We start from the raw sequence: 15,137 nt of genomic DNA, 5'->3' as shown, positions 1-15,137 counted from the left end.
ATTCTCGTCGGGGCGACGCGCGCATGGAAGAACGCCGGCTGGTTACCGGTTACGCGCCCTGTGCGCCTCATCAAGCACGATGCAGCCGTAGCGCAGGGCCGTCAGCGGCTCCGCCGCGGGCGAGCGCCCGGTGATCAGGCTCGTCGGAAAAATGCCGATCCGCCGCGGACAGGCGTCCGCCCCGGCAGGCCAGACTGCGCCGTCCTCGGTGACCCAGCGCCCGCGGTCCCAGCGCGCCGATGGCGCCGCCAGCATGTTGCGCAACTCGTCCTGCCATTGTTGCAGCAGGTTCTTCGGCGCGAGGATCAGCACCGGCTTTTCCGAAGTCAGCGCCACATATTGCGCCGCCATGCCAAGCTGCAGCGTCTTGCCGAGACCGACGTCGTCGGCGAGCAGGTAGCGGGCCTGGCCGAAGGCGCCGATCTCGCGCGCCACCAGCGAGACGAACGCTTGCTGATGCGGCGCGAGACCTGCTCCCTGCCGCGCAACCGGCGCTTCGATGAACGGCGCCGGCTCCTTGCCCGCGGGCGTCCAGCGGGAAACCGCGACCACGTTGCGCGACAGGATGCGCTCGACGTCCTCGACGATCGCGTCCGACAGCTTGCGCGCGTCGCGGTGGTTCCACAGTGCCGCGAACTCTTCCTCGACCCACGCGACGGCGTCGGGCGCATCGTCCTCCCACACGAGTTCGTAATGCTGCGTCCACGCCTCAGCGGTTTCGTTGATCGAGCCGAGAAAACTCGTCCTGCGGCCGTCGGCATAGGTGATGACGCCGGCCTTGCCGTGGATCAGGCCGAAGGCGGTGTTGGGCAGCACCCGCACTTCGACCCGGCCGGCGCGCAGCAGGTCCCGCAGCCGCTCGTAGCGCGGACGTTGCGCTTCGGTCATGTACTCCGGCTTGGCCTCGCACCATTCGGTGCGGATGGCGCTTTCGGCGGCGCGCGCGGTGGCGATATCGGCTTCGTCCAGGCCGGAGTTGCAGACGATGCGAACCGGCCCGGCGACAGCCTCGAAGGTCTCGCCGGCGATCTCGAACACGGACGAACGGAAATAGCCCGCGATGCGATCATAAGCGATGGCGCCGACAAGCCGGTCGTTGAGGAAGGCGCGGGCGAGCGGCTGGCGGCGGGACGAAAGCCGTTTGATCGCCATCGCCACCGAAACCCGTCAGGGCCGGTCGTTGTGGACGGCGCCGGCGAGTTGCTGCGCCACCTCGGCCTCCGCCGCGCGCCGGTCGGTGCGGATCGCCGCGAGGTAGTCGAGCACGCCAATCAGCAGCCGCTGCCGATTCCAGTAATCCGGCAGGTTGCCGCGGAACCAGACCAGTGCCTCGCGCAGGTCGCCGCTTTCCGCGGCTTCCCGGATGCCGTAGAGCGCGTGGCGGACGATGCCAGCCGCGAACCGGTCAAGCGCCGCATCCTCGGCGCGGTCGGCGGAGCCGGCCCGCTTCAAGTCGCGGCGGCCGAACTCGGCGGCGGTCTTCAGGCGTACCTGGTTTGCGCGCGTCGTCGCCAGCATGGCGCGGTAATCCTCGACGCCGAAGCCGCGCGCCATCTCCTGATACGCGCCGATGCGCAGCTCACCGGCGCGCTCCAGTTCGAGCCCTTTCAGGAAGAAGCGTTCCTCCGGGCCGAGTTCGTCCCAGACGAGGCGCGGCAGGCCTACGGGGACAAGGAAATCGGAGGCGAGGCGGCGGGCGCGATCCAGCAGCCGCTCCACCTCCGAGCCCTCGCCGCGCTTGCGCTCGCGCAGCGCCTCGGATGCCACCGGCTTGCCGTCGATGACGGCATACCGGGTGAGAACCTTGAGCGCCGCGGCATAGGCGGCAAGCTGGTAATCGGCATCGCCGAAGTTGGGTTGTTCTCGATCATCGAGCGCCTGCATGGCAGTGAGCTGCTCACGCACCGCATCCTCGACGGGGCGTTGCAGCCGGGCAAGATAGCCGCGTTCCTCGCCCAGGCGCTTGCGCAGGACGAGCAGCACTGTGCCCTGCACGTAGTTGCCTTCGGAAAACGCCTTCTCGGTTTCAGTGGCGATGCACCAGCCGGCGGTCACCTGCAGCCCGGCGGCCCACAGGATCTCGGCCAAGTCCGCCCAGACGCCCACGTCCTGATGCGTGAACATCACCACTTGGAGGCCGTTCGCCGGCATGTGCGCTGCCATCGCCGAATAGGCCCCGACCATCGCCTGCCGAAAGGCCTTCTCCTCGCCCTTGATCGCCAGCTCGCGCCGGCTGTCCCAAACCCAGTCTGGCTTCGGCGGGTTGCGGCGCAGCCAGGCCAGGAAATACTCGGTGATCTCGTGATACTGGATGGCGTCAGCATACGGAGGATCGCTGATCCATAGGTCACGATCACCATTCAATGAAGGTGCTGGAACGACATCGACTTGGGAAATCGAGGTCGTTTCGAGGTGCGTCGTATCCGGTACCAAAGCTTCAGAGAACGTGGGGAATGCGCGGCACCCATAATTGAGAAAGGCGTTTAGCGCTTGATTGTAGAAAACATGATTGACGGCGTCGGCAGCCGGCGCCGTGCCGGTGAGCCCTTGATGCCCAACTCGCCACTGGGTCATTTTGGACGTGTAGTTCAGGGCACGGCACAGGCCGATCGCGGCGCCCATGGCGACGGTGGGATCGGTGAGCTTCAGCATCTCCTGCCGGATCAGCGCGCCGATGAGCAAGTGGCGGGGGTTGAAGAGGTGGTGCCAGTGCGTCCAGCCGCGCGTCCGGATCGGCTCGTCGGTCTTCGCACCCGGCTCGATCGGCAGGTCAGGGACGAGGCCCTGCGCCTGCCACTCCGCCAGCCGTGCCTGTGCGTACGCGGTCACCTGCCGCTCGCGCTCCTCATCCCGTTCGGTCACGCCGGCATAGAAAAACGAGCCGTCGGGCCGTGACCACTGGATGCAATAGAGCTGCTCCTGAAAGATGTCCTCCGAGCGCGGCACGATGTCGTCCTTCTCCCAGCGGCGCAGGTCATTGCCGGCGGTGGGGCTGTAGCGGTTGCGGCACTGGCTGAGCCGCTGCTCATCGCGTAGGCGGCTCTCCGCATCCGGATAGCGGCTGCGCAACTCGACATCACCACGGAGCGCCGTGATCGGTGTGACGTACTCCCGGCCGTCGAGGGTATAGCGGAGCGCCCGGTCCTTTACCGTGCCGGCCGCTTCGGCCGCCGCGATCTCTTCGTTCGTGACGCCCGTCATCACCTCGATCCTGAAGCGCTTGGCGTGCGGCGCGGGCACCAGCTTCGCGACCGTACGGTAGTTCCTGCTGATCACCCACGAGGGCGCCATCGGCACCAGCCAGCCGCTTTTCGGGCAGCGCGTCTCCAGGCAATAGAGATAGGCCTTCGCACGATTGGCGATCCGAACCCTGACCCGCTCCCCCGCGCCTGCCGCCGCTGTCGCTTCCGTGGCTGGGCGATGGCAGAGCCAGAACTCTCGATCGTCCTGAAACAAAGGGCCAAGGGCGGCAGCATCCCACTCGTCGTCCGAAACGCCGCTTCGTGGTCGCAGCGCATAGGCATGCCGCAGCTCGTCCGGAACGAGGTCGAGGATCGTCTTCGTCGGCTGGTGCACCTGCAACGTTTCGACCATCGGCACCCGCCAGCCTGTCTTCGGGCAGATGACGGTGTAGGGCGGCGATTCCGGCGGCTCTGGTTCGCCCTGGCGGTTGACCTTCCAGCCGTGTGGCCAGCGGGTCGGCGCGTCGACGCGAAGTCGCAGTTCCTTTTCAGAAAAGCCGTCGTGCTCGAAGCCCAGATCGACGATCTGCCGGTCCACCTCGGCGACGATCCGCGCCTGCACTTGCGCAATCCGGGTCCGCGTCGCCTCGCTGCCGCCGACGATGTTGAGCGCTCCCCAGGTGAGCAGGCAGGCGATCGGATTGAGGTCCGAAGCATGGACGTCGCAGCCCAGCCGCGCCGCCTCGAACGGGATCGAACCGCCGCCGCAGAAAGGATCGCCGACGCGCGGCGCATGCCCGAACCGCCGCTCGCCCAACTGCCGTACCAGCTCGGGCAGGCTCGCCGCGCTGGTGCCGAGATGGGCGTTGACCTCTGGCCAGACGTCGTCTAGGGCGCTCTCGGGCAGCTCCTCCGGCCGGACGCAGTAGGTGAGCTTTTCGTCCAGACCCATGGCGTCGAACGCCTGGCGCTCCAATTCCGTTCGCCGTTCCTTCGTCAATTTGCGCGACCAGCGGTCGCCGTCGAACGCTTCTCCGTGCAGCTCGGCGCGCAGCAGCCCGCGGGCGCGCGCAACGGCGATCGACTTGGCCTTGCGTCTGCGCAGCCCCTCGTCGTCCATCAGCATCAGCTTGAGGAAGATCGCGCGATCGAGCGCCGGATCATCGGTCGCCGGCAACAGGAGGCCGAGGACGACGGCGCGCACCAGGATCAGCGGCTTGCGACCCTTCCAGTAGCTGCCGAGCGCAGTCAGCGTCTGGCCGGCGTTGGATTTCCGTTCCTTGTAGCTCTCCTTCGACAGCTTGGAGACCGGCAACTGCCGCTCGATGAAGCAGGCCCCGGCCTCTGCGGCTTCTGCGGCGCGGCGCGTTTCGGCGGCTGCAAACAGGTCGGTCACGCCGGCTCCTCCCAGATGTCGGAGGCATAGAAGGCCGGCTCCTCCGACCGGCCCCTGAACAGGCTGCCCTGGTTGCTCGCTACCTTCGGCAGTTGCGAACCGGCGCGGCGCTCGGCGGTGGTTGGCATCGTCGTCACCGACGCCGTCGGGTTTTCGGTGAGCGCGAAGCGCACCGCCTTGCGCCAACCGACATTGCGCTTCGCGTGGTGGCCGGTCTGCGCCGCGGTCATGGTATAGAGCCACCAGCGCTCTTCCGGCGCCAGCCCGCGCCAGTTCTGCACGGCGGCGAGCGCGAGAGAGGGATCCGCGTCCTCGATCGCCCAAGCGAGCAGCACCAGCTCCTTGCCGAGCAGCCGGGCAATCGGGTTGGGGCCGGCTTTCCAGCGCCCTGGCTTGATGCCGGCGGCGCGCAGGCGCCGGTTGAACTCCTCCTCCAGCGCGTCGGCGATCTTCAGCCAGCGGTCCATGCCGAGGCGGACGCGGAGGTTTGCGGCGTCCAACGCCGGGCCGCCGAGGTCCTGGCTGAACACCTCATAGACCATCACCTCGCCCTGCGGCGACCGGGGAACGGCGACGACGAAGTGATGCGCTTCCCGCTCCTCGGCATGGCCGAAGCCGACAGTCTTCAACTTGGGCTCGGTAGCGGCGCCGTTGCGGACGCTCACTGCTTCACCTCGTCCGGGCGCAAGGTTTCGCCAAGCTCCTTCGCCGCCTCGATCAGCGCCTGGCCGGTGGCGAACATCAGTCGCGAGATGTTGAGGTCGAGGTCCGGCTGCGGATCCTGGCCGAGCCGGCCGGCCAGCTCCGTCGCCAGCTTTTCGATGTCTTCCGCCGGCTTCGCCAAGTTTCGGCCGAAGCTGAGGTTGATCCAGTCCTCGGTGCTGTTGGGCAACGAGGCATTGATCTGGGCGCCGCCGATCTCGCCGCCAAGCCGCTTCAGGATCGCCAGCACCTCGAAGGTGCGGCGGCGATCGGGGCATTTCAGCCGATGGCGCCATTCCGCCGGCCGGGCCGGATCGATAGCAACACTGTCGCCGTCGCCCTCCTTCACCCTGGGAATGTCGACGTGCAGGAGCTCCGACCAGATGCCCGACGCTTCGGCCATCGCCAGCAACAGCTCGCGGCCGTCCGGCACCTCGATCTCACCGTCGTAGATGCCGCCGTAGCGAGGGTTGGAACCATCGAGGGTGTAGCGGATGGCGCCGCGCGGGGAGGCCTTCAGCGTGATGCGGGTGGCGCCGTCCCGGTAGCTGCGCTGGTATTTGAGGGTAACGGTGTTCTGCCAGGGGCGCGGCTCGCCGGTCTCGTGCACGCCGGTCGAGTCGACGGCGAGGAGCGAGACGCGCATCTCGTCGGTCTCCAGGCGACCGCCCTCCACCACCGGTGACGAGGGACTGGCCGGCGAACCTCCCGTCTCAAAATGCACGCAGTCGCCGTGCTTCGCCGAGACCTGCAGCGTCGCCTTGCCGGTGTCGTCGTCGCGGGCAAGCTGTTGCAGCACCACGGCGGTCTTTTCCGGCGGGAACGGCCCCTTGCGGACGTAGCCGGCGCCTTCGTCCCGCCACAGGTCCTTGCGCAGCGCCGCGGCCTTGAGAGTTTCGTGGCCGCCCGGCGGCACCAGGTACCAATCGGCACGGCGGGCGACCGTTTCGGTAAGGTCGCGCCACTGCATCGTCACCGCGGTGAAGATCTCCTGCTCGAACTCATCGCGGAAGCTGTCACTCTCCACATCGTTCCGGTACTTGCGCTCGTCCTTGAGCGTGTCGAGGATCGCCGTTTCGCCGACGAAGGCGTTCGAGGCGAATTCCAGCTTTAGGCTGCGGCTGCAGAGCGAGCCGTCAAGGCCGGGGTAGTGGAGCACGGTGAAGGTCTCGCGCAACGCCGAAAGGAAGCCGCCGCGCCAGCGGTCGAGCGCCGATTTCGCCTGCTGCATCTCCGGCGCGGTGTCAGGCATGCGCTGCGCCTCGAACTCCTTGATCTGGTCTTCCGCTGCCTTCACGTAGGCGGCGTTTTCCGAGACCTTGGAGAATACTTCACCACCGCACAGAAACATCAAGCGGTTCTTGAACGTCTGGTTGTCCCAGAACGTGCGCAGAATCGGGTTGAGGCCCTGGGCATGCGGCTGGCTGATCACCAGCAGCATGTCGTCGGCGGAAATCGTACCCTGGATGTCGTCCGTCGTCGGGAAAACGAGGAGTCGCTGGTAGGCGAGCCGGCCGCTGCCAGTTTGACACTCGTTGGCCTTCCCCGGCTTGAACACGTTGCGCAAGTAGGCTTCGACTTCCTTGCGCCGCGCGTCCTCGTTCAGCGTCTGGGCGCGGTCCTTGATCGCCGAATTGACGTTCTTGACGTCGCGGTAGTACCAGCGGCCGTCGGTTCGGCGGTGCAGGTACCAGCTCGCATCCTCGATCTGGGTGAGCAGGGCCGCGTTGATGCGGGACACGTCGCGGCCGGGCGCGCACAGGTACGCCGCGACTTCCTCGGGTGTCAGGCCGTGCAGCGCGTTCGGGTTCGCCGAGATAGCGAGGGACGAGAGATAGAGAAGGCGCGCCGCATCGACGGGGGCGGGATCGCCCCCCTTCCTGGCGAGTGCCTCGGCCGTCGCCGTACCGCGGGCAGCGACGTCGCGGGCGCAGGCATTGCGGAGGCTGGGGTTGATGCGATCGAGCATCGTATCGACATCGCGGTCGTTGAAATCGACGTCGTGCGGGTGGATCAGCGCGAGTTCGTGGCCCCTGTCCTCCCAGATGCCGGCGACCATCCGGCGGGCGAGGCGCAGCGTCTCCCGCGTCTGCTGAAAGCCGGGGTTCTCGCGAAACCGCGCGAACAGTTCCTGCATGCCGGGGTGGAACGGATAGGTGTCCATGATTTCCGCCGCCCAGCGCTCGTAGAGCATTGGCATGGCAGATTGCTGCACGGCCGTGCGGTAGGCGGCGGCGTAGGCCTGCGAGACGTGAGCGATGCTGTCGCGGTCCGGCAGCCTGCTGAACAGCCGGGCTCGCAGGACGCCATAAAGCTCAAGACCGTCCATCCGCACCGGGACGATGTCGGTGGCGACGCGATTGATCTCGTTCGAGGCGTTGTCGATGGCCTGCTGAATGTGGGCGCTGCCCAGCGCCCAGACGCCGGCTAGATCGCTGATGACGAGGCAGCAGCGCGGCAGTTTGTTGGTCATGATCGCCGCCATCAGGTTGGCGAGCGCAACCGCAAGGATGTCGGCCTGCGTCGTCGAAGGACCAGCGCTGCGGCCGCCGAGAGCGACGAAGAATGGCGGCATCTCGTCGAGCATGATCAGCGTCGGTTCCTCGCCGATCAGCCGTGCCCAGGTTGAGGGACCGGGCGCATCGCCGAGTGATCCTTCCCAGAGATGCTGGCGCTTCAACTGCTTGAGGAGATGGATCCAGAGGAAATCCTTGGTGTCCGTCTCGCGACCATCGAAGGCCGCCACCTGCACCGGCGCGCGGTCGACGCTGAGTCCGAGTTGGGCAAGAACGCCTTGCCGTTGTCGGGGCGAGCCGGCAAGCAGGCCGGCGGCAATCATGTTATGAGTCTTGCCGCCACCCATGGCCTGCTTGAGGCGGAAGACACCCTGATCGCTGCTGCCGGACAACCGCTCGAAAACCTGCCGAAGGAGAACCTTCATGCCCTCGGTGACGTGATTCTCGGCAAAGAACGTGTCTGCTTCGATGCGCCCCGCGTTGAAATCCGCGATGTTGTCAACCGTGTCGGCTTTCGCCCGGTCGAACACGCTCTGCCGGGGCTGGCACAGGCGGCGCAGACCAATGTTTGGCAACGGCTTAGTTGACATCACTAGCTTCGGGTGGCACGTAGTTCCCCCTGCGCCGGCACGGCAGAGGCGCTCGTTTAGGCTTTAGATCTGTTGCCGTTGCGGAAGGATAGGAGATCCAACGCTACCTCCACAAGTGTTCCAGGCCCTGAGCGGCCTGAGAGCAGTCGTGATTCGGGGAAAGCGTGCCGACGGAGCGGGAAAACCTCGCCGGAATCGCAGCGCGAGGACAACCATGGGTCACCGCGGGCGGTGGTCGACGAGGCGGCCCCTTAGCTGCTCTTTGGAAAGCATCCGCTCATGGACTCCGCCCGGCGGCAAGCGGTCAGAGTGCGCTGGCAAGAGCGTCCCCGCCTCATCATTTCAGGAGTTCATGCTGCGTCGGACCGATGTTTCTGTCGAGCTGGCCATGCATCAATGACAACCGCGAAAAGCCCCTTCCTTGTGATCGATGTGCCGAGATGGCCTTGATCTGGTATTCTCGTGAGCGTCACGCAATGCAAGAGGACGCGATGACCGATAGCTCTGCGACCATCGCCAAACGAGGCAGGCCTCCCAACGGCGAACGTCCGATGACCGCCGCCGAACGCAAGCGCGCGCAGCGAATGCGCGACAGCCGCGCCGCGATTGACGCCATCGGCGATGAGCAGAATGCGCCGCTGCGGGTGCTGCTGGCAATCCTGGCGCGAGTTGAGGCGTCTGAGCCGGCCCGGCGCTCTGCGCAGCGTGCCTGGGCGGAAATCGGCCGGCGTTATAATTTCGTGAGCGTGACAGAACAACCCAGCACTGAAGAAACACCGTCGAGGTACAAGGCATGAACGAAACGACGCGAACTGAAAACCTGCGCCCCGGCTGGAAGCCGGGTCAGTCCGGAAACCCCAAGGGCCGCCCGAAGGGCAGCCGCAATCGGGTCACGCTGGTCGCCCTGGCGGCGATGGAGGAAGGCGCCGATGCGATCGCCAGGAAGGTCGTCGAGATGGCCAAGGGCGGCGACATCAGCGCCGCACGGTTGGTCCTGGAACGTCTGGTGCCACCAGCCAAGGAGCGCCCGGTGGCGATCAGCTTGCCGGATACGGGATCTGCAGACGGCGTCGCTCAGGCTCAGGCGGCCATCCTGCAGGCCGTTGCTGCCGGCGACATCCTGCCCGGAGAGGCGGCGACGCTCTCGGGGATAGTCGAGGCCCGGCGCAAGGCGCTGGAGACGCAGGAACTGGAGCAACGCATCTCTGCCCTGGAGGCCAGCAAGTGAGTGCCGCCCTGCAACGTCGCCTGGCACGACTGGAAGACGTGCTGCTGCCCAAGCCACGGCAACCCGTCTGCATGTTGTGCGAGCCGGCGAGCGATGCGCCGGCCGAGGAATGGGCGGAATACCGGCGGCAGGTCGATGAAGCGAACGCGCGCGGTGACTTCCTCATCCTGCTGGTGCCGATGAAGCCGACCGAAAGCCCGCGAACCGAGAACGGTGTGACCTACTGCGGTACGGAACTGGACGCGCTGGCGTTGAAGGCGTCGATGCTTCCGTCCAAGCTCGGCAACAAGAGCGCGCTGGACGACGTGATGAAGAGCTTGCCGGGTAACGTGTTCAAGCCGCTGGCGCGCAACGAGGGATAGGCAGCGGATCTGGTGTCACGAATGGTCGGGCGTTGGACACCCCGCCGGGTTGTGGCTCGGCGGCGTTGATCGAGAACGGGTACACAAGGGGTACACGCAACCCGGAAAAGAAAAAAGCCACTTCTTGAAGTGGCCTAAGTGCTTGATTTATTGGTGCCGCTGGACGGAATCGAACTGTCGACCTACGCATTACGAATGCGCTGCTCTACCGACTGAGCTACAGCGGCCCCGCGACTGGATCGTCGCTCGCGGGGCGAGATTCTAGCAGCGCAAGAGCGCTTTGGGAACCCCATTTCTTCTCGCGCCGCCGTGTGCTGGCGCTGTGTCGGCGGTCAGTCGAGCCGGGCCAGCGTCGACTTGGCAAGTGGCGGATTCTTTGCCAGGTACTTCCTGATTCCCGAGAGGATCGCTTCGGCGATCTTGTCCTGGTAGGCGTCGTCGTTGAGCCTTTTCTCTTCGTCGGGATTCGAGATGAACGCCGTCTCGACGAGGATCGAGGGGATGTCGGGTGCCTTGAGCACGGCGAATCCGGCCTGTTCGACGTTGGGCTTGTGCAGGCGGTTGATGCCGCCGAGTTCTCCGAGCACGGCCTTGCCGAGCTTGAGGCTGTCGTTGATCGTCGCCGTCTGCGAGAGGTCGAGCAGGGTCCGCGCGAGCACCGGGTCCTTGACGTCGATATTGACTCCGCCGATCAGGTCGGCCGCGTTCTCGCGTTGCGCGAGATAGCGCGCGGCCGAACTCGACGCGCCGCTCTCCGAGAGGACGAAGACCGAAGAGCCATTGGCGTCGGGTCTGACGAAGGCGTCGGCGTGGATCGAGACGAACAGGTCGGACTGGATGCGCCGTGCTTTCTGGACGCGCTGGTGGAGCGGCACGAAGTAGTCGGAATCGCGGGTGAGCACGGCGCGCATGCTCGGTTCGGCGTCGATCTTCGCGCGCAGCCGCCGCGCTACGGCAAGCGTCACGTGCTTTTCGTAGCTGCCACCGTTGCCGACCGCGCCGGGGTCCTCGCCGCCGTGCCCCGGGTCGAGCGTGACGGTCACCAGGCGGTCGACTATTGGCCTGCCCTGGCGTTTGCCCGGCGCGGGCTTCTGCTCGGCGACCGGTTGTGGCGCGTCGCTCTTCGCCTCCGGCCGGTTCTCGGCCGGTGGCTCGGCTTTGGCTTCTGCTCTAGCGGCGGTCTTGCTCTCGACAGGGGCGGCTGGCGACTCCTTGCCGTCGAGCAGCGAGAGCAGCGGGTCGGGCGGGTTCAGCGGGTACACGTCGACGACCAGGCGATGGCCGTAGTTGCCGATCGGTGGCAACTCGAAGACCTGGGGATTGACCTCGGACTTGAGTTCCATGACCAGGCGGACGACACCGGGCTTGTAGCGTCCGGCGCGCAGCAGGCGGATGTTCGGGTCGTCGGGCGAGACCTTGTTGGCCAGGTTCTCGAGCACGTGGTTGAGTTCGATGCCTTCGAGATCGACGACCAGCCGCTCCGGATTCTTGACCGTGAAATGTGTGTACTTGAGCGCTGCGCCGTGTTCGATGGTCACCCGCGTGTAGTCGGCGGCCGGCCAGATGCGCACGGCGACGACTCCGGAGTTTCGGCTGCTGGCGGCCTGCGCAAGCGGGTTGACGGTCAGCAGCAGCGATGCCCCGGTGAACTTGATCAGCCTGCGCCGGGCGGCTCGCGGCTGGTGAGCGCTTTCAGACATTCTCGTCCCTCCGTGCTGGCGGCGCTGACCTCGATCCGTCGCCCCTTTTCGGCGAAATGCAGCGAGACGACCAGGTCGGGCGGCGGCAGATAGCCGGCAGCTTTCTGCGGCCATTCGACGAGACAGACGGCGTCGTCACGGAAGTACTCGCCAAGCCCAGCATCCAAAAACTCTTCTGGAAATTTGAAACGATAGAAATCAAAGTGATACCAGTATATCCTCGAAATCACGTAAATTTCAACCAGTGCAAAGGTGGGGCTTTTCACGGGACCGGTGTGGCCGCACGCGCGCAGCATCGCGCGCACTAGCGTCGTTTTGCCGCTGCCCAGATCGCCGTCGAGCCAGACGACGATGCCGGGCGCGAGCAGCGGCGCGAGTCGCCTGGCGAATTCCGCGGTCGCGGCTTCGTCGCGCAGGTGCAGGCTCAGGACGGAGTGGTTATGATCGGCGCTATGCAAGAAGGGGACTCCGCAGGGGCTGGCAGCGGGATTCCGGGCGTTGCCCGGGTCGATTACGCCGACGTCGCCCAAAGGATCAGGGAATGGGCCGGAGAACTCGGCTTTGCTCAGGCGGCCATCGCCGGGGTCGATGTCGCCGCGGCGTCCTCCCGGCTCCAGCGCTGGCTCGAGCTGGGACGACACGGCGGCATGGATTATATGGCCAGACACGCCGGCTTGCGGATGGCGCCGGACGCGGTGCTGCCCGGCGTGCGTTCGGTCGTCTCGCTGCGCCTGCCCTACTGGCCGGCAGCGGCCGATGCGGGGCAAGTCCTGGGCGACCAGCGTCTGGCCTACGTCTCGCGCTACGCGCTGGGCCGCGATTACCACCGGACGATCCGCCAGCGGCTCCGGCTGATCGTCGATCGACTGGCCGCCCATCTCGCGTCGATCGGCTTCAGCGAGCCGTTCGCCTGTCGTGTCTTCGCCGATTCGGCACCGGTCTTCGAGACGGAGTTCGCCGTCCGGTCGGGCATCGCCTGGCGCGGCAAGCACACGCTGTCGCTGGCTCGTTCGGGGTCGTGGCATTTTCTCGGCGAGATTTTCACGACGCTGCCGCTGCCGGTCGACGCGCCGATCGGCGAACACTGCGGCGACTGCCTGCGCTGCCTCGAGGCGTGTCCGACCGGGGCGATCGTCGCCCCCTACGAGGTCGACGCGCGCCGCTGCATTTCGTATCTGACGATCGAACTGGCTGGGCCGATCCCCGTCGAACTGCGTCCGCTGATCGGCAACCGCATCTACGGCTGTGACGACTGCCAGCTGTGCTGTCCGTGGAACCGCTTCGCGGCTGCCGGCGACCCGGACTTTGCCGTTCGCCACGGACTCGACGCGCAGCCGCTGGCCGTGCTCTTCGCCTGGAGCGCGAGCGAATTCGACACCCGGCTCGCCGGTAGCGCGATCCGCCGGATCGGCCACGAGCGCTGGCTGCGCAACGTCGCCGTCGCGCTCGGCAACGCTGCGGCTTCGCCCGAGGTCGATGCGGCGCTCGCTGCGCGCGCCGACGACCCGTCAGAGCTGGTCCGCGAACACGTCGGCTGGGCGCTGGCCCGACACGCCGTGCGAGGTAGGGCGGCCGCAGCCGCCTCGGCTGGAAGCTGAGGCGAGTCGTCGACGCGCCGCCGCCGGCCGGCCGCGAAGTGCGCTCACATGTTCGGGTAGTTCGGGCCGCCACCACCCTCCGGTGCGACCCAGCGGATGTTCTGCGTCGGGTCCTTGATGTCGCAGGTCTTGCAGTGCAGACAGTTCGATGCGTTGATCTGCAGGCGGGGCTCGTCGCCGTCGACGACGATCTCATAGACGCCGGCGGGGCAGTAGCGCTGCTCGGGCGCGGCGTACTGCCGGAAATTCACGGCGATCGCCTTGCTGCTGTCGAGCAGCTGCAGGTGGACCGGCTGATCCTCTTCGTGAGCGGTGTTCGAGACGAATACCGACGAGAGCCGGTCGAAGGTCAGCTGGCCATCTGGCTTCGCGTAGCTGATCGGTGCGAAGTTCGCCGCCGGGGCGAGCTGCTGGTGGTCGGGGCTCTTGTCCTTGAGCGTGAAGAACATTCGCCCGCCGAAGAGGTTCTGCTGGATCCAGTTGAACGCGCCGCCGAAGAAGGTCCCGAACTTGTGCAGCGCCGGGCCGAAGTTGCGCGCCCGGTAGAGTTCGTCGTAGAGCCACGATTCGCGGAACGCCGCAGCATAGCCGGTGAGGTCGCTGCGCCCGCCGTCGCCCTGCTTCAGCGCGCTGGCGACGGTCTCGGCGGCGAGCATTCCCGATTTCATCGCCGTATGCGCACCCTTGATCTTGGCGAAGTTCAGCGTCCCGGCGTCGCAGCCGATCAGCAGGCCGCCGGGGAAGCTCTGCTTGGGCAGGCTGTTCAGACCGCCCTTGGTGATCGCTCGTGCGCCGTAGCTCAGACGTTTGGCCCCCTCGAGGTACTTCCTGACCTCGGCCTGGCGCTTGAAGCGCTGGAACTCCTCGAACGGTGACAGGTAGGGGTTGGCGTAGTTGAGGTCGACGATCAGGCCGACGGCGACCTGGCCGTCCTCGAGATGGTAGAGGAACGAGCCGCCGGTCGCGCCGTGTTCGCTGAGCGGCCAGCCTGCGCCGTGCATCACCAGCCCCGGGACGTGGCGGGCCGGATCGATCTGCCAGAGTTCCTTGATGCCCAGTCCGTAGTGCTGGGCCGTCGCGCCGTTATCGAGAGCGTAGCGGGCGATCAGCTCCTTGCCGAGTTGGCCGCGGCAGCCTTCGGCGAACAGCGTGTACTTGGCGTGCAGCTCGAGTCCCGGCTGGAAAGAGTCCTTCGCTTCGCCGTCCTTGCCGCGCCCCATGTCGCCGGTGGCCACTCCCTTGAGCGAACCGTCTTCGTGGTAGAGCACCTCGGCGGCAGCGAAGCCGGGGAAGATCTCGACGCCAGCGGCTTCTGCCTGCTGCGCGAGCCAGCGGCAGAAACTCCCGAGGCTGATGATGTAGTTGCCGCTGTTGTGCATCGGCGCCGGAACGGCAAAGTGCGGCAGCCGTGTGGCGCGCGTTTCGCTGCGGTAGAGGTAGACCTGATCTTCGCTGACCGGTGTCTTCAGCGGGGCACCGCCGGCCTGCCAGTCGGGCAGCAGCTCGTCGAGCGCCCGGGTCTCGAAAACGGCTCCCGAGAGGATGTGCGCGCCGACTTCCGAGCCTTTCTCGAGCACCATGACCGTCAGGTCGGGGTCGAGTTGCTTGAGGCGAATCGCCGCGCTGAGCCCTGCCGGCCCGGCACCGACGATCACCACGTCGTATTCCATCGCTTCCCGTTCCATCAGCGTTCCTCCTGCCTGCTCGATCTCGGCACGGCTTCGCCTTTCCGGCGAGTCTGTGCTGTCCCGGCAGTCACTGGTTAAAAAAAAAGCCAACGCTGGGTTGGCTTTCTGCTCCTGATCTGTCTGGTCGGGGCGCCGGGATTCGAACTCGGGACCCCTTGCACCCCATGCAAGTGCG

At 66.4% G+C, this 15,137-nt stretch carries 11 protein-coding genes and 1 tRNA gene; 4 read left to right on the top strand and 8 right to left on the bottom strand.

The annotated features are described in order from the left end of the window. Positions 1 to 42: 42 nt before the first annotated feature. From NFW05_RS12930 to NFW05_RS12915, 4 genes are read right to left on the bottom strand one after another with little or no spacing between them, the layout of a single operon-like run. Entirely contained in the window at positions 43 to 1,152 is a 1,110-nt protein-coding gene (locus NFW05_RS12930) for a phospholipase D-like domain-containing protein (RefSeq protein WP_295307469.1), read from the bottom strand. A gap of 15 nt (positions 1,153 to 1,167) precedes the next feature. Continuing rightward, positions 1,168 to 4,578 carry a DUF1156 domain-containing protein gene (locus tag NFW05_RS12925; RefSeq protein ID WP_295307466.1) on the bottom strand — a complete coding sequence of 1,137 codons (3,411 nt, stop codon included), beginning with the start codon at positions 4,576 to 4,578 and terminating at the stop codon, positions 1,168 to 1,170. Next, the gene (locus NFW05_RS12920) at positions 4,575 to 5,243 is read right to left on the bottom strand and encodes a DUF3780 domain-containing protein (RefSeq protein ID WP_295307463.1); all 669 of its coding nucleotides are present in this window, start codon (positions 5,241 to 5,243) and stop codon (positions 4,575 to 4,577) included. Before NFW05_RS12920 ends, NFW05_RS12925 begins: the two co-directional genes overlap by 4 nt. After that, positions 5,240 to 8,326, bottom strand: a complete 3,087-nt coding sequence (locus tag NFW05_RS12915; protein WP_295307460.1) for a DUF499 domain-containing protein — start codon at positions 8,324 to 8,326, stop codon at positions 5,240 to 5,242. The genes NFW05_RS12920 and NFW05_RS12915 overlap by 4 nt, the downstream gene beginning before the upstream one ends. A gap of 500 nt (positions 8,327 to 8,826) precedes the next feature. Between NFW05_RS12915 and NFW05_RS12910 the strand changes: the two genes are divergently transcribed. The 3 genes from NFW05_RS12910 to NFW05_RS12900 are packed head-to-tail and all read left to right on the top strand — an operon-like array spanning position 8,827 to position 9,976. Continuing rightward, positions 8,827 to 9,183 (top strand): hypothetical protein, encoded by a 357-nt coding sequence (locus tag NFW05_RS12910; protein ID WP_295307457.1) that lies wholly within the window; start codon positions 8,827 to 8,829, stop codon positions 9,181 to 9,183. Continuing rightward, positions 9,180 to 9,614 carry a DUF5681 domain-containing protein gene (locus tag NFW05_RS12905; RefSeq protein WP_295307454.1) on the top strand — a complete coding sequence of 145 codons (435 nt, stop codon included), beginning with the start codon at positions 9,180 to 9,182 and terminating at the stop codon, positions 9,612 to 9,614. The genes NFW05_RS12910 and NFW05_RS12905 overlap by 4 nt, the downstream gene beginning before the upstream one ends. Then, a complete protein-coding gene (locus NFW05_RS12900) occupies positions 9,611 to 9,976 on the top strand; it encodes a hypothetical protein (RefSeq protein WP_295307452.1) in 366 nt (121 codons plus the stop codon). Before NFW05_RS12905 ends, NFW05_RS12900 begins: the two co-directional genes overlap by 4 nt. Before the next feature lie 151 nt (positions 9,977 to 10,127). On the opposite strand, the gene NFW05_RS12895 is transcribed toward NFW05_RS12900, so the two are convergent. From NFW05_RS12895 to tsaE, 3 genes are all read right to left on the bottom strand, one after another. Then, positions 10,128 to 10,203, bottom strand: a tRNA-Thr gene (locus NFW05_RS12895). Between the two features lie 105 nt (positions 10,204 to 10,308). Further along, positions 10,309 to 11,676 carry an N-acetylmuramoyl-L-alanine amidase gene (locus NFW05_RS12890; protein WP_295307450.1) on the bottom strand — a complete coding sequence of 456 codons (1,368 nt, stop codon included), beginning with the start codon at positions 11,674 to 11,676 and terminating at the stop codon, positions 10,309 to 10,311. Beyond that, complete coding sequence (tsaE, locus tag NFW05_RS12885; protein WP_295307448.1) at positions 11,631 to 12,134, bottom strand: tRNA (adenosine(37)-N6)-threonylcarbamoyltransferase complex ATPase subunit type 1 TsaE; 504 nt, start codon at positions 12,132 to 12,134, stop codon at positions 11,631 to 11,633. The genes NFW05_RS12890 and tsaE overlap by 46 nt, the downstream gene beginning before the upstream one ends. Here tsaE and queG point away from each other — a divergent pair. Then, complete coding sequence (gene queG, locus NFW05_RS12880) at positions 12,129 to 13,274, top strand: tRNA epoxyqueuosine(34) reductase QueG (protein WP_295307446.1); 1,146 nt, start codon at positions 12,129 to 12,131, stop codon at positions 13,272 to 13,274. The two genes, tsaE and queG, sit on opposite strands and share 6 nt — an antisense overlap. 44 nt (positions 13,275 to 13,318) lie before the next feature. On the opposite strand, the gene NFW05_RS12875 is transcribed toward queG, so the two are convergent. Beyond that, positions 13,319 to 14,959, bottom strand: coding sequence for an electron transfer flavoprotein-ubiquinone oxidoreductase (locus tag NFW05_RS12875; RefSeq protein WP_295307444.1), 1,641 nt, complete (start codon positions 14,957 to 14,959; stop codon positions 13,319 to 13,321). Positions 14,960 to 15,137 lie beyond the last annotated feature (178 nt).

The sequence above is a fragment of the Accumulibacter sp. genome (genome assembly GCF_023806625.1).
Lineage (GTDB): Bacteria > Pseudomonadota > Gammaproteobacteria > Burkholderiales > Rhodocyclaceae > Accumulibacter.
This window is presented reverse-complemented; position numbering and strand designations above follow the sequence as displayed.

Bases quoted from the DNA above. Each gene is read 5' to 3' on its own strand.
- NFW05_RS12905 (WP_295307454.1), top strand. From the start codon at position 9,180: ATGAACGAAACGACGCGAACTGAAAACCTGCGCCCCGGCTGGAAGCCG.
- NFW05_RS12910 (WP_295307457.1), top strand. From the start codon at position 8,827: ATGGCCTTGATCTGGTATTCTCGTGAGCGTCACGCAATGCAAGAGGAC.
- NFW05_RS12930 (WP_295307469.1), bottom strand. From the start codon at position 1,152: ATGGCGATCAAACGGCTTTCGTCCCGCCGCCAGCCGCTCGCCCGCGCC.
- NFW05_RS12890 (WP_295307450.1), bottom strand. From the start codon at position 11,676: ATGTCTGAAAGCGCTCACCAGCCGCGAGCCGCCCGGCGCAGGCTGATC.
- NFW05_RS12875 (WP_295307444.1), bottom strand. From the start codon at position 14,959: ATGGAACGGGAAGCGATGGAATACGACGTGGTGATCGTCGGTGCCGGG.
- queG (WP_295307446.1), top strand. From the start codon at position 12,129: ATGCAAGAAGGGGACTCCGCAGGGGCTGGCAGCGGGATTCCGGGCGTT.